The sequence below is a fragment of the Streptomyces sp. NPDC034043 genome (assembly GCF_055575675.1).
The window spans coordinates 289,858-305,731 of sequence record NZ_JBVISF010000009.1 but is presented as its reverse complement, the minus strand read 5'-3'; the positions used below and the strand labels follow the sequence as shown (position 1 = coordinate 305,731).

Sequence of the window (15,874 nt, the reverse complement as noted above, 5' to 3'; positions counted from 1 at the left end):
CCCACCGGTACGGTAATTCCGTACGACTGTACTGGGAGGTAGGCCCGTGTCGATCTCGGCGAATGAGGCCCGGAAGCGTTTCTACCCGCTGATCCGGCAGGTCAACGAGGACCACGTGCCCATAGAGGTCACCTCCCGGGAGCACGGTGACGTCGTGATCATGTCCGCCGAGGACTTCCGGTCCTGGCAGGAGACGGTCTACCTCCTGCGCTCGCCGCGCAACGCGCAGGTCCTGATGGAGTCCATCGCGGAGACGCCGGCCAGGGACAGGCCAGGGAGCTGATCGGCGGGGACGAGGACGAAGGGTCCGCCGCGTGAAGGTCGGGTGGTGGTCCCGGCGGATCACCGACGAGCACCGGCTGGTGTACCGCGTGAGGGACGCGGCCGTCGAGGTCGCGCAGGCCCGCTACCACTACTGACGCCGCTCGCGCAGGGCCGCTGAGGCACGCGCGCCGCCCCCGCGTGAGGAGGGCGGCGCGTTGCCCACAGGCTGGGGACGGGGGTCAGGCCGGATCCTCCGGGGCCGTCGCCGTGATGATGGAGAACGCGCCGCCCTGGGGGTCGGCGAGGACGGCCATACGGCCCGCCACCATGTCGAAGGCCGGGGCGAGGACGGTGGCGCCGGCGCGGACGGCGGCGGCCTGGACGTCGTCCACGTCGTCCACGTGGAAGTACGGCTGCCAGTGCGGCGGCACGCCCGGCGGCAGCTTGCTCATGTCCATCATCCCGCCCACCGCCCGGCCGCCGACCTTGAACTCGACGTACCCGTCGGAGCCGGGCTCCCCGGACACGGCCGTGGTGACCGGCAGGATGGCGGAGTAGAAGGCGGCGGCGCCCTTGAGGTCGCTGGTGGTGAGCTCGTTCCAGATCAGCGCGCCGTGCTCGTTGACGATGCCGGCGCCGTCGAAGGTGCCCGGTTCCCACAGGCCGAAGACGGCGCCGGCGGGGTCGGCCACCACGGCCATCCGCCCGAGGTCCATGACGTCCACCGGCCCCATCATGACCGTGCCGCCGGCGTCGGTGACGGACTTGAGGGTGGAGTCGACGGAGTCCGTGGACAGGTACGTGGTCCACACCGTGGGCGGCAGCGGGTCGGGCACCGTGCCGTCCGGGTTCATCGCCTTCATGATCCCCGCGACCGGCTTGCCCTTGAGGGTGCAGACGGAGTACCCGCCCTGCTCGGCCGGGCCGACCTCGCCCTGCCAGCCGAAGAGGTCGCAGTAGAAGTCGAGGGCCGCCTGCTGGTCGGGGACCATCAGGTCGATCCAGCAGGGGGTGCCGGGCTTGTAGGGGCCGTTCATGTCGGGCACGGATGCCTCCGTCGGGGCGCTGGGGAAGGACGGGCCTTCCCCTACCCAGCCCCCGCCCGGCCGGAATCGGCCCGTACGGGTGACCCGCCGTCCCGCCCAGCCGTCTGCCAGCACAATGCTGGCAGTGCGACTACTCTTGTCGCATGGCCACTCTCTACGTGCGTGATCTGTCCGACGAGGCGCTCGCCGAGCTGAAGATACGGGCCGCCCGCAACCGCCAGTCCCTCCAGGCCTACGCCCGCACCCTGCTGGAGGAAGAGGCCGCCACCCCCTCGATCGAGGACGTCGTCACCCGGATCCGGGCGCGCGTCTCGGCACGGCTCAGCGCCGACGAGGTGCTCGCGGACCTGGACGCGGGGCGGCGGCGCGAATGATCGTGATCGACGCGAGCGCGGTCGTCATGCTGGTCGCCGACGCGGGACCGGTCGGGGAGGCGCTGCGCGAGCGGGTCCTCGGCGAACGCCTCGCGGCCCCGCACCTGCTCGACGTGGAGGTCGCTCACGCCCTGCTGGGCCGGCACAGGGGCGGCAAGCTCACGGACGGCCAGCTCGACGCCGCCTGGGACGACTTCGCGGCGCTGCCGGTCCGCAGGATGGAACACGCGCCGGTCCTCCCCCGGGTGCGCGAGCTGTACGCGAACCTCTCCGCGTACGACGCGACGTACGTCGCCCTCGCGGAGGGGCTCCAAGTCCCGCTCGTCACCTGCGACGCGCGGATCGCCCGCTCGGGCAGCCCCCGCTGCAAGATCGAGGTCTTCGGCCCGGCGTAGCGGGCGGGTTCCACGCCGTCTCCCCGGTAGGGGTGGTGGGCGGTCAGCAGTTCGAAGACGGTCTCCCGGAGGGCCTCTCGGACGTCGTCCGTGAGGCTGAGCCGGTACTTTTCGGCGTCCTGCGTGTAGTCCACGGCCCACGGCGGGCCGGTGAACCCCTCGCTCACGCGCCGGGCTCCAGCTCGCGCTGCCCGTGCCGGATGCGGGAGGCCTCGTCGAGCAGCTTGCGGGCGGTCTCGACGTCGGTGGCGGCCGCGGCGCGCGCTTCGAGGTCCGCCACGTGCCGGTCGAGTCCCGGGTCGCGGGCGAGGGCGTACTCGCCCCACCAGCGGGCCATGAACGCGGGGACGGGCCCGATGTCGTACGCGTCGGCGATCTGCTGCCGCCAAGCGGCGTCGAAGTCCGGCAGGAGCGCCGGGGCGTGAGCGGCTATGGCGGCGCGCAGGGCCTTCGGCGTGTACTCCGGCATCGGGGGCACGGACCGGCCGGGAGAGGGCGTCGCGGTCGCCATTTCCGGTTCCTCCTCGGATCGGACGCCTTCCGCCCTAGCCCTGCGGATCGGGCCCGGGCCGGGAAACGCGACGACCCCCGGTGCACCCGCGCCGGGGGTCGTCGCGTGGGACGTCAGAGCTTCTCGGGGGTGCGGATGCCGAGGAGGGACATGCCCTTCGACAGGGTCCGGGCGGTCAGGTCGCACAGGAACAGGCGGTTCTCGACCTGCTCCGGGGTGTCCGCCTTGAGCACCGGGCACTCCGCGTAGAACGTCGTGTACAGCGAGGCCAGCTGGTACAGGTACGCGGCCAGCTTGTGCGGGGCGTACTCGGCCGCGGCCTCCGCGATCAGCGTGCCGAAGCCGTCCAGGTGCAGGCCCAGCGCGCGCTCCGAGGCCGTCAGCTCCAGCTCGGGGTGGGCGGCCGGGCGGGCCTCGCCGGCCTTGCGCAGGATCGACTGGATGCGCGCGTACGCGTACTGGAGGTACACGGACGTGTCACCGGTCAGCGAGACCATCTGGTCCAGGTCGAACTTGTAGTCGCGCGCCGCGGAGGTGGAGAGGTCCGCGTACTTCACCGCGCCGATGCCCACCTGGGCGCCGCGCTCGGCGATCTCCTCCTCCGTGAGGTCCTGGGCCTTCTCCCGCACGACGGCCGCCGCCCGCTCGACGGCCTCGTCCAGCAGGTCCACCAGACGCACCGTCTCGCCCTCGCGGGTCTTGAACGGCTTGCCGTCCTTGCCGAGGACCGTGCCGAAGGCCAGCTGCACGGCCTTGACGTCGTCGCCCAGCCAGCCAGCCCGGCGGGCCGTCTCGAAGACCATCTTGAAGTGCAGCGACTGCCGCGCGTCCACCACGTAGATCAGGGTCGTCGCGGACAGGTCGGCGACGCGGTCGCGGATCGCGGAGAGGTCGGTCGCGGCGTAGCCGAAGCCGCCGTCGGACTTCTGGACGATCAGTGGGGTCGGGTTGCCGTCGGGGCCCTTGACGTCGTCGAAGAACACGCACAGCGCGCCGTTCGAGCGGACGGCGACGCCCGACTCCTCCAGCAGCTTGCAGGTCTCGACCAGCATGTCGTTGTAGCCGGACTCGCCGACGACGTCGGCGTCCTGGATGTCCATGTCCAGCTTGTCGAAGACGGAGTAGAAGTAGATCTTCGACTCGTCCACGAACCGCTGCCACAGCGCCAGGGTCTCGGGGTCGCCCGCCTGGAGGTCGACCACCCGGGCCCGGGCGCGCGTCTTGAACTCCTCGTCGGAGTCGAAGAGGGCGCGCGAGGCCTTGTACAGGCGGTTGAGGTTGGACATGGCCTCCTCGCCGGAGACCTCCTCGTCCGACTTGTGGTCCAGCTCGTGCGGGTGCTCCAGCAGGTACTGGATCAGCATGCCGAACTGGGTGCCCCAGTCGCCGATGTGGTGGCGGCGGATCACCTTCTCGCCGGTGAACTCCAGGATCTCGACCATCGCGGCGCCGATCACGGCGGACCGCAGGTGGCCGACGTGCATCTCCTTGGCCACGTTCGGCTGCGCGTAGTCGATCACCGTGGTGCCGGCGGACGCGTTGAGCGGCACGCCGAGCCGGTCGTCGGCCGCGCGGGCGGCCAGCGTCCGGATGATCGCCTCGTCGGAGACCGTGATGTTGAGGAAGCCGGGGCCGGAGACCTCGACGTCCTTGATCACGCCGCCCTTGTCCAGGCCTTCGAGGACGGTGGCGGCGAGGTCACGCGGGTTGGCCTTGGCCTTCTTCGCGAGCGCCAGGATGCCGTTGGCCTGGAAGTCGGCCCGGTCGCTTCGTCGCAGCAGCGGGTCGGCGGCACCGGCCTCCGGCAGGGCGGAGGCGAGGGCGTCCGAGACGCGCTGTTCGACGGAGGAAGCGAGGGAAGGGACCGAGGCCATGAGCTGCCGTTCCTGTGAGGTTGCGCGTGCGCGTGCGCTTGGGTGTTCCGACAAGCCCCGAGTATCCCACGTGGCGGGTGCCCGCTCCTCGGGTTATCGCCGTGCGTACCGAGGCGTGGAAGCAACCCCGGAGCGGGGTGTTCCGTCTGGGAGAATGGCCGAAGCCAGCATTCGAGATAGAAGGACGTGTCGTGGCTCAGAGCGCTCAGAGCAGCACAGAGACCGACTGGGTCTCCCGTTTCGCGGACGAGGTCATCGCCGAGGCGGAGCGCCGAGCCCCGGGCAAAGCGATCGTCGTCGCGTCCGGACTCTCCCCGTCCGGGCCGATCCACCTGGGCAACCTGCGCGAGGTCATGACCCCGCACCTGGTCGCGGACGAGATCCGCCGCCGGGGCCACGAGGTCCGTCACCTCATCTCCTGGGACGACTACGACCGCTACCGCAAGGTCCCCAAGGGCATCCCCGGTGTCAGCGAGGAGTCCCACGCCCAGCACATCGGCCGCCCGCTGACCGCCGTGCCCGCGCCCGAGGGTTCCCCGTACCCGAACTGGGCCGAGCACTTCAAGGCCGCGATGGTCGCCTCCCTGGCCGAGCTGGGCGTCGAGTACGACCCGATCAGCCAGACCGAGCAGTACACCTCCGGCGCCTACCGCGAGCAGGTGCTGTTCGCGATGAAGCACCGCGGCGACATCGACGCCGTCCTCGCCCAGTACCGCACCAAGCAGAAGCCGGGCAAGAAGCCCCAGCAGAAGCAGGTCGACGAGGCCGAGCTGGAGGCCGCCGAGGGCTCCGGCGCGGCCGCCGAGGACGACGGCAGCGCCGAGGGCGCGGAGTACTTCCCGTACAAGCCTTACTGCGGCGCGTGCAACAAGGACTTCACCAAGGTCACGGCGTACGACGACGAGACCACCGAGCTGACGTACGTCTGCACGGAGGACGAGTTCACCGAGACCGTCAAGCTGTCGGAGTTCAACCGCGGCAAGCTGGTCTGGAAGGTCGACTGGCCGATGCGCTGGGCGTACGAGGGCGTCGTCTTCGAGCCCTCCGGCGTCGACCACTCCTCGCCCGGCTCCTCCTTCCAGGTCGGCGGGCAGATCGTCGGCCTGTTCGGCGGCGAGCAGCCCATCGGCCCGATGTACGCCTTCGTCGGCATCTCCGGCATGGCGAAGATGTCGTCCAGCAAGGGCGGGGTCCCCACCCCGGCCGACGCGCTGAAGATCATGGAACCGCAGCTGCTGCGCTGGCTGTACGCGCGCCGCCGCCCGAACCAGTCCTTCAAGATCGCCTTCGACCAGGAGATCCAGCGCCTGTACGACGAGTGGGACAAGCTGGAGGCCAAGGTCGCCGACGGCAGCGTGCTGCCGGCCGACGCCGCCGCCCACTCCCGTGCCGTGCGCGTCGCCTCGCACGAGCTGCCCCGCACCCCGCGTCCGATGCCGTACCGCACCCTCGCGTCGGTCGTCGACATCACCGCCGGGCACGACGAGCAGACGCTGCGGATCCTCTCCGACCTGGACCCGTCGCAGCCGCTGACCTCCCTCGACGAGGTACGGCCGCGCCTGGACCGCGCCGAGAACTGGATCACCACCCAGGTCCCGGCCGACCAGCGCACCCTGGTCCGCGAGGACGCCGACACCGAGCTGCTGTCCTCCCTGGACGAGGCCGGGCGCGAGTCCCTGCGGCTGCTGCTGGACGGCCTCGACTCGCACTGGTCGCTGGACGGGCTCACCACCCTCGTCTACGGCGTGCCGAAGGTCATGGCCGGGCTGGAGCCGGACGCCAAGCCGACGCCGGAGCTGAAGGTCGCGCAGCGCGAGTTCTTCGCCCTGCTGTACCGGCTGCTCGTGACCCGGGAGACCGGTCCGCGCCTGCCCACGCTGCTGCTGGCGGTCGGGGCGGAGCGGGTGCGCAAGCTGCTCGCGGTCTGACGCGCGGGGCGGCACCACGCCCGTACGGGAAGGGCCCGTACCCCTGGTTCGCCGGGGGTACGGGCCCTTCGTCGTGGCCGGTCGCTCCGCTTCAGGAGATGTGCTCGTCCATGAGGTCCCGCTGGTAGCGCTCCTTGAGGGCGGGGATCAGCCGCTTGAGCGTGGCCGCGCTGGGCGGGTCGGAGATCCCGAGGCGCTCGGAGAGGTGTTCCTCCAGCTGCGCGGGGCTCGGGACCTGGGCGTACTCGTCGATGTACGCCCGGAAGACCTCGTAGGCGGCCTCCCGGAACTTCTCCTCGTCGGCGTCGGCGTCGGCGGCCGTGTCCGCGGGCCGGGGCTGCTCCTCGGGGCCGGCCGGAGCCATGACCGGGGTCGGCTCCAGGCCCTCGACGTACTGGGGGTTGTAGCCGCCCTCGTACGACGCCTGCGGCGCGAGCGGCGCCGCGAACCAGGCGCTGTCGTGCGCGGCGGGCATGGCCGTCGGCTCCACCGCGAAGGGGGCGGGCGCCGGGGCGGGCACGGGGGGCTGGGGCTGCCGGGGCTGCGGGGGCCGCGGCCGCGGGTCCTGCGGCTGCGGCACGGCGGGCTGGTCACCGACGGCAGCGGTGATCCCGGCGCCACCGGCGATCTCGGCGGTCCCGGCGTCACCGGCGGCGCCCGCCCCGACCGGTACGAGCGGCTCCGCCGACGCGGCCGGCAGGGCCGGAGCGGCCGCCGCGCCGGCCTGGACGGCGGCCGGTGCGGCGGTGGCCGTGGCTGGTGCGGGGGCCGCCGGGGGCAGCAGTACCGGTTCGATGCCCGCCGCCGCCAGCCCCTCGGGGGCCGTCTGCGACAGCGGCACGCCGATCCTGGCCAGCCGCAGCGGCATCAGCGCCTCCACGGGCGCCTTGCGCCGCCACGCCCGCCCGTACCGGGCCTGGAGCCGCGCCTGGTAGATCAGCCGGTCCTGCTCCATGGAGACGGCCTGTTCGTAGGAGCGCAGCTCCCACAGCTTCATCCGCCGCCACAGCTTGAAGGTGGGCACGGGGGAGAGGAGCCAGCGGGTGATCCGCACCCCCTCCATGTGCCGGTCCGCGGTGATGTCCGCGATCCGGCCCACGGCGTGCCGGGCCGCCTCCACGGTGACGACGAACAGCACCGGGATCACGGCGTGCATGCCGACGCCCAGCGGGTCCGGCCAGGCCGCCGCGCCGTTGAACGCGATCGTCGCCGCCGTCAGCAGCCACGCCGTCTGGCGCAGCAGGGGGAACGGGATGCGGATCCACGTCAGCAGCAGGTCCAGCGCCAGCAGCACGCAGATGCCCGCGTCGATGCCGATCGGGAACACCAGCGAGAAACTGCCGAAGCCTTTCTTCAGGGCCAGCGCGCGCACCGCGGAGTACGAGCCCGCGAAACCGATCCCCGCGATGACCACGGCTCCGGCGACCACGACACCGATGAGTATCCGGTGCGTACGAGTCAGCTGCATCGCGGCCACCCGTGATCCCCTCCCCTTGTCGAGCTACGGCAGGCACAGCGTACGGGTGACTGCGCGTCACCCGTGCCGTAGGGCCCCTCCTGTCGGCGGGGTTACTGCCCGGACGCGGCAGACGCCGAAGCGGAAGGCGAAGCGGAACCGGCCGGCGCGTCCGACGGGGCGGCGCCTCCGTCCTTGTTGGCGGACTCGATCGAGGCCACCGTCTCCTTTGCCGCGGCGATCGCGTCCTGGAGCAGCTTGCCCTGGTCGGGGGCGCCGGCGCCTTCGTAGGCGGCACCGTTGTAGTCGAGGGTGATCACGACGTTCTGGGTACGGACGATGACCGAGTTGTTGGCGAAGTCGACGTCCTTCTTGACGCCGTAGACCACGGAGGTGGCCTGGTCGCCGATCCCGCCGGCCTGCTCGGCCTTGACGTCGTGCGCGCCCTCGGTGGTCTTCGCCAGCTCGATCTGCTTGTTGTACTGGTCCTCCGCGCGCTTGTTGCCGCCGCCGAGCGAGGCGTGCGAGTCGTAGCGGACCAGGGAGACGGAGAGCCAGCGGTACTGCGAGCCCTTCGCGCCGTCCGTCTTGAGGCCGTTCCAGGAGCAGCTGGCGCGGTTGGACAGGTCGTTCGACTTGGCCGCCGTACCGTTCTTGTCCTTCGCCTCGGGGACGAGCGAGTCGATGCTCTTGCCGGTCAGCGCCTTGCAGGGGTCCGGCAGCTTCGCGTAGGCCACCTTCTCCAGCGTGGCCGAGGGCTTGGCGCTCGGCTTGGCGGACGCGGAGGAATCGGACTTCTTGCCGGAGTCCTTGCCACCCGAGGACTTGCCCGAGTCGGACGAGCAGCCGGCGACGGTGAGGATGACCGGGACGGCTGCGCAGGCGAGAACGCGGGTGAGGCGCGAGGCTGATCGGTGCATGGTTCCTTCAGACGTTGGGGTCTTCTGCGGGGCGCGTTTCGGGCGCGGGACCCGAGCAACGGTAGCCCGAGCGGGCGCCCGCCTGCTGTGCGCGCCGTCACGCGGGGGCGTGCGCGCCCCCTGGGGGCGGCGCCGTCACTCGCTGAAACGCTCGGCCAGGGCCTGCGCCAACTGGCGCGTCCGGTCCTGCGTTTCCGTACTCGGGGGTACCGATCCCGGTCCGGACGGCTGGACGCTGTACTCGACGGTGACGAGGACGTTCGAGGTGCGGAACACGATCCGTACCGTCCGCGCCTGTGCGGCGGTGGCGCCGGCCGCGCTGAGCTTGTCGTCGAGGAACGCCTCGCTGCCGAGTCCCACCAGGACGCGCGAGCCGAGCTCGGGCGGGGCGCTCGGGGAGGGCGGGGCGGACGGGGACGGCGGCGAAGCGGAACCCGGAGCGGAGGCCGCCGGGGAGGGTGCGGTGCTGCCGCCCGGGGGGTTCGCGGGGGGCGCACCGGGAGCCGTACTCGTACTCGTACCGTTACCGGCGCCCGGGGCGGGGCTGCCCGTCGGCCCCGGGAAGGGCAGCTTCGCGTCGGTCAGCCGGCGCACGTACACCTGGCGGGCCTTGTCGTCGTCGCTGGTGGTGGCGCGGTCGTACGAGACGACGCGCTCGAAGGTGACCGACAGCAGCAGGTTCCCCTCGGGGCTCTGCGCGTTCCAGCGGCAGCCCACGTGCCGGTCGCCGTCGTAGGAGGGGTCGGCGGTCCCGGCGTAGAGCCGGTCGCGCTGTTCGGTGGTGAGCGAGTCGGCGGCCGGGAGCATGGCCCGGAGCCGCTTGGGATCGGCGGCCTTGCAGGGCTGCGGCAGGCTGCGGTACTTGCCGGGCTGCGCGGGCGTGGCGGTGTTCCCGCCGCCCTTCTGGTCGCTGGTCCCGATGCCGCTGCCGTCGGTGCACCCGGTGAGCCCGGCCGCGCCGGCCACGAGCGCCGTCAGCATCGCGACGCCCGGCAGGACTCGGCGGCGTACCGGCATCCGGTGTGCCGGCATTCGGTCCACGTCCACTGGCTCCCCTGGCTCCCTCGGGAAAATCCGTTGCCGCGACTTGGGCACGGATGGACACAATGTCTATCGCACACGCACGTGCCGGCGCCGGTTCCCTGTCTGCTTTGGGGTGATGAGCGCGGCTTTTCGCGTATTCATGCTTTTCTGAGGATTTCAGGGGATCGTTGTCTTATGTCGTACGTAGAGGTATCCGGGGCGAACGTCCCGATCCGGATGTGGACGGACCCGGCCTCCGTCGAGGACAGCGCGATGCGGCAGCTCCAGAACACGGCGGGGCTGCCCTGGATCAAGGGCCTGGCCGTGATGCCGGACGTCCACTACGGCAAGGGGGCCACGGTCGGCTCGGTGATCGCGATGAAGGACGCGGTCTGCCCGGCGGCGGTCGGCGTCGACATCGGCTGCGGCATGTCGGCGGTCAAGACCTCGCTGACGGCGAACGACCTCCCGGGCGACCTGTCGAAGCTGCGCTCGCGCATCGAGCAGGCGATTCCGGTGGGCGCGGGGATGCACCGCGACCCGGTGGATCCGGAGCGGCTGTACGGGTTCCCGGGGACGGGGTACTCCGACCTGTGGGAACGCTTCGACTACCTCGCGGACGCGGTCAAATTCCGTCACGACCGCGCCATGAAACAAATAGGAACGCTCGGCTCCGGTAATCACTTCATCGAATTCTGTCTCGACGAGTCGGGTGCGGTCTGGCTGATGCTGCACTCCGGCTCCCGCGGCATCGGCAACGAGCTCGCCGCGCACCACATCGGCGTGGCCCGGGACCTCGCGCACAACCAGAACCTGGTCGACCGGGACCTCGCGGTGTTCCTCGCCGGGACCCCCGAGATGGACGCGTACCGCCGTGACCTCTTCTGGGCGCAGGAGTACGCGAAGTACAACCGCGCGGCGATGATGAGCCTCTTCAAGGAGGTCGTCCGCAAGGAGTTCCGGAAGGCGAAGGTCTCCTTCGACCGGGAGATCAGCTGCCACCACAACTACGTGGCGGAGGAGCGGTACGACGGCATGGACCTGCTGGTCACCCGGAAGGGCGCGATCCGCGCCGGCAGCGGCGACTACGGCATCATCCCGGGCTCGATGGGCACGGGGTCGTACATCGTGAAGGGGCTCGGCAACGAGAAGTCCTTCAACTCCGCCTCGCACGGTGCCGGGCGGAAGATGAGCCGGACGGCGGCGAAGAAGCGGTTCTCCGCGCGGGACCTGGCGGAGCAGACGCGGGGCGTGGAGTGCCGCAAGGACTCGGGGGTGGTGGACGAGATCCCCGGGGCCTACAAGTCGATCGAGCAGGTCATCGACCAGCAGACGGACCTGGTGCAGGTCGTGGCGAAGCTGAAGCAGGTCATCTGCGTGAAGGGCTGAGGGCGGGCGCCGGCTGCCCCCGTGCCGCGTGCCGCGTGCCGGTCCGGTGGTCCGGCGGTAGGGCGAACGCACGGTGCCGTGCCCGGATCGCTCCGGGCACGGCACGCGCGTTCGGTCCGCAGCGGGACCGGCGGGGGTGCTAGCCGGTCTTCGTGAGGCCCTTGTCGAAGTCCGGCCCGACGTGGCTCGGCTTCAGCGGGGTCTTCCGGTTGAGCGGCGGCAGCGGCGCTCCCGGCTGGGGGTTCGCCGGGGTCCAGACGACCGGAGAGGGGCAGCTGAGCGTGTCCGGCTCGCCGCGGTTCACCGCGCATTCGGTTTCGTAGACGGTTCCGGCCGTGGTGAGCACCTCGACGATGACGCGGTTGGCGGTCTCCGCGATCGTCACGCCACAGGGGTTGGCCGGGAAGGTCGGGGACCCCGCGGTGAGGTTGTACCAGGTGTAGGCGGGGCCCGTGCCGGGGACGGTCGGGTTCTCCGCGCTGAAGTCGTACACCCCGGCCCAGACGGTGCCGTTGGGGGCCAGTACGGCCTTGTACTTGACCTCTTCCTCGTCCCACGAGGTCGAGATGTCGACGCACGGTCCGGGCGGTCCGGGCGGCCCGGGTACGCCGGGCTGGCCCGGGAGGCCGTCGCGGCCGTCGCGGCCGTCACGGCCGGGAGGGCCGGGCTTCCCTTCGCACTTGTCCTTGCCGGGGCCGGCCGCGGCGCCCTTGACGTCCGAGTCGTCGTAGTCCTCGTCGTCCGCGCACTTGTCGCCGGCCTGCGCCGCGGCCACCGTCGCCGTCCGGGGCGCTTCGGTGTCCGCCTGTGCGGGGGTGGAGAGGCCGAGCATCGCGATGGCCATCGTGGCCACCGCGCCGCCGGCGAGCCACTTGCTCTGCCGGGGCAGCGGGCCCATGCGGGACGGTGTCCTTGTCTCAGGACTCATGTGTGGTGCTCCTCGTGGGAACCGGGGTGTCTGAACCTTGAGGCGTGAGCGGCCTCGACCGGCATCCTTCGGGCGCCACGCGCCGTACGACGGGAGGCGCGCGTTCTGATCATCACATCGGCGTCTCGTGTGGAGCCGATCGGCCGAACCTCCGCGTCGGGCCCGGCCGGCCCCGGGAGGCGTTCGAGGGCCGCCGGACCGGAGCCGGCGGCCCTCGTGCGTGCCGCGGAAGAAGGGCGCGGGCCCGGTTCTCCGGGGGTTACGGCTCCCGGTGCACCTTCGTGTTCGAGGCCTGGGCGCGGGGGCGGACCACCAGCAGGTCGATGTTGACGTGGCTGGGGCGCGTCACCGCCCAGGTGATCGTGTCGGCGACGTCGTCGGCGGTGAGGGGCTCCGCGACGCCCTCGTAGACCTTCTCGGCCTTGGCGGCGTCGCCGCGGAAGCGGGTCTTCGCGAACTCCTCCGTCTTGACCATGCCGGGCGCGATCTCGATGACGCGGACCGGCCGGCCGACGATCTCCAGGCGGAGGGTCTCGGCGAGTACGCGGGCACCGTTCTTGGCCGCGACGTAACCCGCGCCGCCCTCGTAGGTGGCGTGGCCGGCGGTGGAGGAGAGCACGACGACCGTGCCGTCGCCGGAGGCCACGAGGGCGGGCAGCAGCGCCTGGGTGACGTTGAGCGTGCCGATGACGTTGACCTCGTACATCGTGCGCCAGTCGGCCGGGTCGCCGGTGGCGACGGGCTCGGCGCCGATGGCGCCGCCGGCGTTGTTGACGAGCACGTCGCAGCGCTCCAGGGAGGCGGCGAAGGCGTCGACGGCGGGCCGGTCGGTGACGTCGAGGGCGTGCGCGGTGGCCTGGTGGCCGGCGTCGGTGATCTCGGCGGCGAGGGCCTCGATGCGGTCCTTGCGGCGGGCGGTGAGGACGACGTGGTAGCCGGCCGCGGCGAGCTGCCGGGCGGTGGCCGCGCCGATTCCGCTGCTCGCGCCGGTGACTACGGCGGTTCGGGTGGCCGGGCGCGTGCTCATGGGCGGGGCTCCTCGTGGGTCGCGGGGGTCGCGGGGTCGCAGGGGTCGCGCGGTTCGCGGATCGCGGGGCCGCGGGGGACGTCGCCCGCCGGTTCGGTCGTCCGTACGGGCGAACGCTCGCCAGCATAGGCCGGGTGGGTCAGCGGCGCGGCGCGTACATGATCACGGCCATCCCGGCGAGGCAGACGAGCGCGCCTGCCACGTCCCAGCGGTCGGGCCGGTAGCCGTCGGCAACCACGCCCCACAGCAGGGATCCGGCGACGAAGACCCCGCCGTAGGCGGCGAGGACGCGGGCGAAGTCGCCCTGGGGCTGGAGGGTGGCGACGAACCCGTACAGGCCGAGGGCGATGACGCCGGCGCCGATCCAGGCCCACCCCTTGTGCTCCCGGACGCCCTGCCAGACCAGCCAGGCGCCGCCGATCTCCAGGAGGGCGGCGAGGGCGAAGAGGACGGCGGAGCGGGCGATCAGCATGCCGGGAAGCCTACGCAGCGGGCCGGGGCGCGGGCGGCGGGCGCAGGGCGGGCCCGGCGGGGGCGAATGGCGGACGGCTCGCCCTCATTCGTGTGATGGTCCGATCGGCGGTTGTGCGGGGTGGCTACCGTCCGCGCGAGGAGGTGGTGGCGGTGCGCCGTGGTGCCGTACGCAGTGTGGTGGTGGCGGGCTTGCTGGTGCTGTGCGGGGCCGGGCCCGCGGACGCCCGGTCGGACCCGGACGCGGAGGCCGACGTGGCCTACCACGGGCGGGTCCGGCTGGCGCACGGGCAGCTGAAGGTGTGGATGGTGCCGCAGAACGAGGGGCCGGCCGAGGTGCCGAACGCCACCGTGCGGGTGAGGCTCTCGGCGGACCTCGCCGACGCCCAGGAGCCGGCCGGGGGCTGCGCGCGGGTGGGCCGCCGCGAGGTCGTGTGCGAGACGGGCGCGCTGCCGCGGCACGGGCGGGGGCGGCACATCGTGCTGCTGCTGGGCCTGCGGGAGCTGCCGGCGGAGGTCGCGATCCGGATCGACACCCTGTGGGACGGCGGCGCGACCGACCGCGACCGTGCCAACAACGAGCACGTGGTGCTGGCGCTCGACACGGGCGACACGTACGCGTTCTGAGCCCCCGGCCCGTGGGGCCGGGGGCGCGGTCCGCCGAGCGGCGTCACGTCTTCGGGGCGCGGCTTCCCGGGAGGATCCAGCGGGCGACGGCAGAGGCGGTCTCGGCGTCGCCGGCCCGGGGGGCGCTCCAGGCGACGTAGCCGTCGGGGCGTACGAGGACGCGGGCGGTACGCCCCTCCGTGGCCCAGTGGTGGTGCGCGAGGCCGGCTCCGGGCGGGGTGGCCGCGCCCGGCGGGGTGATGAGGACGAAGCCGCCGGCGCGCAGGGCCTCGTACAGCCGCGTCCCGTCGGCGAGGGGGACGTCGGGCGCGCGCCGGCCGGCGGGACCGGGCCGGCGGGTGCCGGGCGGGGGCGGGTAGGCGATGCCGATGCCGGTCACCAGGCCGAGTACGCGGTCCCGGGCGGGGCCGACGCGGGCGAGGAGGCCGGCGCCGAGGCGGCGGGCGGTGCGCACGGCGGGGTTGCCGGTGATGACGGCCCGGACGAGGGTGCCGCTGATCCGCAGCACGAGGCGGCCGACGGGGTGGCGTTCGCGGTGGTAGCTGTCGAGGAGCGCTTCGGGGTCGGGGGCCCGGCCGTGGAGGACGGCGGCGAGCTTCCAGGAGAGGTTGGCGGCGTCCTGGAGCCCGGTGTTCATGCCGAGGCCGCCGGCGGGGGAGTGGACGTGGGCCGCGTCGCCGGCGAGGAAGACGCGGCCGACGCGGTAGTCGGGGACCTGGCGTTCGTCGCTGTGGAAGCGGGACATCCAGCGCGGGTCGCGCATGCCGTGGTCGCTGCCGAGGGCGGCGCGGGTGAGGGCGCGCAGTTCGCCGAGGTCCACGGGGTCGGTGTCGGCGGCCCGGGCGGCGGGGCTCCAGGCGATGGCGCGGTGGTAGCCGTCGCCGAAGGGGACGAGGAAGGCGAAGGCGTCGGCCGTGCCGTTGGCGGTGAGGGCGTCGGCGGGCGGGTCGTCGAGGCGGACGTCGGCCAGGACCATGGAGCGGACGACGGCCCGGCCGGGGAAGGGGAGGCCGAGGAGGTCGCGGACGGTGGAGCGGACGCCGTCGGCGCCGACGACGTGGCGCGCGTGGACGAGGCGCGGGGTGTCGCCGGGGCGGGTGGCGTCGGCCGTTCCGTTGGCCTGGGGCGTCCCGTTGGCCCGGGCCGTCCCGGTGGTGTCGTGGACTTCGAGGGTGACGGTGTCGTGGTCCTGACGGAGGCCGACGACCTGACAGTCGTATTGGATGTCCACCCCTGTGGACAACGCGCGGCGCTCCAGCAGTTTCTCTGTCTCATATTGAGGGGTGATGAGGACGAAGGGGTAGCGGGAACGCAGCTGTTGGAGGGGGAGGGCCATGCCGCCGAAAGGACGCAGCAGGTCGATCCGTCGGCCGGTGGAGACGAGTTCGTCGGCGAGTCCGCGGGCGTCGAGCAGTTCGAGGGTGCGGGCGTGCACGGCGAAGGCGCGGGTGAGGTTGGCGGCCGTGCGGGGCCGTTTTTCGAGGAGGGTGACGGAGAGTCCGGTGGCGGCGAGGTCGCCGGCGAGCAGGAGCCCGGTGGGCCCGGCGCCGACGACGGCCACGTCGAAGAGGTCGGTGGTGGTGCCGGTGGTGTGGTCAGCGGCAGTCATGTCACGGCAGTCTGCCAGCCGGGGGCCGCCTC

The 15,874-nt window shown here is 72.5% G+C and carries 17 protein-coding genes; 7 read left to right on the top strand and 10 right to left on the bottom strand.

The genetic code is table 11. The annotated features are described in order from the left end of the window. The first annotated feature begins 46 nt into the window (after positions 1–46). Together ACZ51S_RS23025 and ACZ51S_RS23020 are read left to right on the top strand one after the other, a co-directional pair. Positions 47–283 carry a type II toxin-antitoxin system Phd/YefM family antitoxin gene (locus ACZ51S_RS23025; protein WP_468889048.1) on the top strand — a complete coding sequence of 79 codons (237 nt, stop codon included), beginning with the start codon at positions 47–49 and terminating at the stop codon, positions 281–283. 31 nt (positions 284–314) lie between these two features. Next, a complete protein-coding gene (locus tag ACZ51S_RS23020; RefSeq protein ID WP_468478491.1) occupies positions 315–419 on the top strand; it encodes a type II toxin-antitoxin system YoeB family toxin in 105 nt (34 codons plus the stop codon). Between the two features lie 84 nt (positions 420–503). Here the strand turns inward: ACZ51S_RS23020 and ACZ51S_RS23015 are convergent, their stop codons facing one another. Continuing rightward, on the bottom strand, positions 504–1,301 hold the full coding sequence (locus ACZ51S_RS23015) for a VOC family protein (RefSeq protein ID WP_468478522.1): 798 nt from the start codon (positions 1,299–1,301) through the stop codon (positions 504–506). A gap of 152 nt (positions 1,302–1,453) precedes the next feature. Here ACZ51S_RS23015 and ACZ51S_RS23010 point away from each other — a divergent pair, with 152 nt between their 5' ends. Together ACZ51S_RS23010 and ACZ51S_RS23005 are read left to right on the top strand one after the other, a co-directional pair. After that, positions 1,454–1,684: a FitA-like ribbon-helix-helix domain-containing protein gene (locus tag ACZ51S_RS23010; protein ID WP_468478492.1), complete on the top strand. Its 231-nt coding sequence runs from the start codon at positions 1,454–1,456 to the stop codon at positions 1,682–1,684. Further along, positions 1,681–2,079 carry a type II toxin-antitoxin system VapC family toxin gene (locus ACZ51S_RS23005; RefSeq protein WP_468478493.1) on the top strand — a complete coding sequence of 133 codons (399 nt, stop codon included), beginning with the start codon at positions 1,681–1,683 and terminating at the stop codon, positions 2,077–2,079. The genes ACZ51S_RS23010 and ACZ51S_RS23005 overlap by 4 nt, the downstream gene beginning before the upstream one ends. 163 nt (positions 2,080–2,242) lie before the next feature. On the opposite strand, the gene ACZ51S_RS23000 is transcribed toward ACZ51S_RS23005, so the two are convergent. Both ACZ51S_RS23000 and argS read right to left on the bottom strand, forming a co-directional pair. Beyond that, the gene (locus ACZ51S_RS23000; RefSeq protein WP_468478494.1) at positions 2,243–2,590 is read right to left on the bottom strand and encodes a DUF6247 family protein; all 348 of its coding nucleotides are present in this window, start codon (positions 2,588–2,590) and stop codon (positions 2,243–2,245) included. 113 nt (positions 2,591–2,703) lie between these two features. Continuing rightward, positions 2,704–4,464: an arginine--tRNA ligase gene (argS, locus tag ACZ51S_RS22995; protein ID WP_468478495.1), complete on the bottom strand. Its 1,761-nt coding sequence runs from the start codon at positions 4,462–4,464 to the stop codon at positions 2,704–2,706. Positions 4,465–4,655: 191 nt separating this feature from the next. Between argS and lysS the strand changes: the two genes are divergently transcribed. Beyond that, positions 4,656–6,392: a lysine--tRNA ligase gene (gene lysS / locus ACZ51S_RS22990; RefSeq protein ID WP_388939504.1), complete on the top strand. Its 1,737-nt coding sequence runs from the start codon at positions 4,656–4,658 to the stop codon at positions 6,390–6,392. A 91-nt stretch (positions 6,393–6,483) separates the two neighbouring features. On the opposite strand, the gene ACZ51S_RS22985 is transcribed toward lysS, so the two are convergent. From ACZ51S_RS22985 to ACZ51S_RS22975, 3 genes are all read right to left on the bottom strand, one after another. Further along, positions 6,484–7,869, bottom strand: coding sequence for a DUF2637 domain-containing protein (locus tag ACZ51S_RS22985; protein ID WP_468961839.1), 1,386 nt, complete (start codon positions 7,867–7,869; stop codon positions 6,484–6,486). Positions 7,870–7,961: 92 nt separating this feature from the next. Then, complete coding sequence (locus ACZ51S_RS22980; RefSeq protein ID WP_468478498.1) at positions 7,962–8,768, bottom strand: DUF3558 family protein; 807 nt, start codon at positions 8,766–8,768, stop codon at positions 7,962–7,964. A gap of 135 nt (positions 8,769–8,903) precedes the next feature. Beyond that, positions 8,904–9,800 (bottom strand): DUF3558 domain-containing protein, encoded by an 897-nt coding sequence (locus ACZ51S_RS22975; RefSeq protein WP_468478523.1) that lies wholly within the window; start codon positions 9,798–9,800, stop codon positions 8,904–8,906. 186 nt (positions 9,801–9,986) lie between these two features. Here ACZ51S_RS22975 and ACZ51S_RS22970 point away from each other — a divergent pair, with 186 nt between their 5' ends. Beyond that, positions 9,987–11,180, top strand: a complete 1,194-nt coding sequence (locus ACZ51S_RS22970; protein WP_468478499.1) for an RtcB family protein — start codon at positions 9,987–9,989, stop codon at positions 11,178–11,180. 139 nt (positions 11,181–11,319) lie between these two features. Here ACZ51S_RS22970 and ACZ51S_RS22965 read toward each other — a convergent pair whose 3' ends face one another. The 3 genes from ACZ51S_RS22965 to ACZ51S_RS22955 all read right to left on the bottom strand — a co-directional run bounded on the left by ACZ51S_RS22965 (position 11,320) and on the right by ACZ51S_RS22955 (position 13,607). Then, on the bottom strand, positions 11,320–12,108 hold the full coding sequence (locus ACZ51S_RS22965) for a hypothetical protein (protein WP_468478500.1): 789 nt from the start codon (positions 12,106–12,108) through the stop codon (positions 11,320–11,322). Positions 12,109–12,367: 259 nt separating this feature from the next. Continuing rightward, positions 12,368–13,135 carry an SDR family NAD(P)-dependent oxidoreductase gene (locus tag ACZ51S_RS22960; protein WP_468961837.1) on the bottom strand — a complete coding sequence of 256 codons (768 nt, stop codon included), beginning with the start codon at positions 13,133–13,135 and terminating at the stop codon, positions 12,368–12,370. Positions 13,136–13,274: 139 nt separating this feature from the next. After that, the gene (locus ACZ51S_RS22955) at positions 13,275–13,607 is read right to left on the bottom strand and encodes a YnfA family protein (protein WP_467894678.1); all 333 of its coding nucleotides are present in this window, start codon (positions 13,605–13,607) and stop codon (positions 13,275–13,277) included. A 152-nt stretch (positions 13,608–13,759) separates the two neighbouring features. Here ACZ51S_RS22955 and ACZ51S_RS22950 point away from each other — a divergent pair, with 152 nt between their 5' ends. Further along, positions 13,760–14,233 carry a hypothetical protein gene (locus tag ACZ51S_RS22950; RefSeq protein WP_468803849.1) on the top strand — a complete coding sequence of 158 codons (474 nt, stop codon included), beginning with the start codon at positions 13,760–13,762 and terminating at the stop codon, positions 14,231–14,233. A gap of 43 nt (positions 14,234–14,276) precedes the next feature. Here the strand turns inward: ACZ51S_RS22950 and ACZ51S_RS22945 are convergent, their stop codons facing one another. Further along, the gene (locus ACZ51S_RS22945) at positions 14,277–15,842 is read right to left on the bottom strand and encodes an FAD-dependent monooxygenase (protein ID WP_468803848.1); all 1,566 of its coding nucleotides are present in this window, start codon (positions 15,840–15,842) and stop codon (positions 14,277–14,279) included. Between the last annotated feature and the right edge of the window lie 32 nt (positions 15,843–15,874).

Coding starts and splice junctions, on each gene's coding strand:
- ACZ51S_RS23015 (WP_468478522.1), bottom strand. CDS start 1,301: ATGAACGGCCCCTACAAGCCCGGCACCCCCTGCTGGATCGACCTGATG.
- argS (WP_468478495.1), bottom strand. CDS start 4,464: ATGGCCTCGGTCCCTTCCCTCGCTTCCTCCGTCGAACAGCGCGTCTCG.
- ACZ51S_RS23005 (WP_468478493.1), top strand. CDS start 1,681: ATGATCGTGATCGACGCGAGCGCGGTCGTCATGCTGGTCGCCGACGCG.
- ACZ51S_RS22960 (WP_468961837.1), bottom strand. CDS start 13,135: ATGAGCACGCGCCCGGCCACCCGAACCGCCGTAGTCACCGGCGCGAGC.
- ACZ51S_RS22965 (WP_468478500.1), bottom strand. CDS start 12,108: ATGAGTCCTGAGACAAGGACACCGTCCCGCATGGGCCCGCTGCCCCGG.
- ACZ51S_RS22975 (WP_468478523.1), bottom strand. CDS start 9,800: ATGCCGGCACACCGGATGCCGGTACGCCGCCGAGTCCTGCCGGGCGTC.
- ACZ51S_RS22955 (WP_467894678.1), bottom strand. CDS start 13,607: ATGCTGATCGCCCGCTCCGCCGTCCTCTTCGCCCTCGCCGCCCTCCTG.
- ACZ51S_RS23000 (WP_468478494.1), bottom strand. CDS start 2,590: ATGGCGACCGCGACGCCCTCTCCCGGCCGGTCCGTGCCCCCGATGCCG.
- ACZ51S_RS23010 (WP_468478492.1), top strand. CDS start 1,454: ATGGCCACTCTCTACGTGCGTGATCTGTCCGACGAGGCGCTCGCCGAG.
- ACZ51S_RS22980 (WP_468478498.1), bottom strand. CDS start 8,768: ATGCACCGATCAGCCTCGCGCCTCACCCGCGTTCTCGCCTGCGCAGCC.
- ACZ51S_RS22970 (WP_468478499.1), top strand. CDS start 9,987: ATGTCGTACGTAGAGGTATCCGGGGCGAACGTCCCGATCCGGATGTGG.
- ACZ51S_RS22945 (WP_468803848.1), bottom strand. CDS start 15,842: ATGACTGCCGCTGACCACACCACCGGCACCACCACCGACCTCTTCGAC.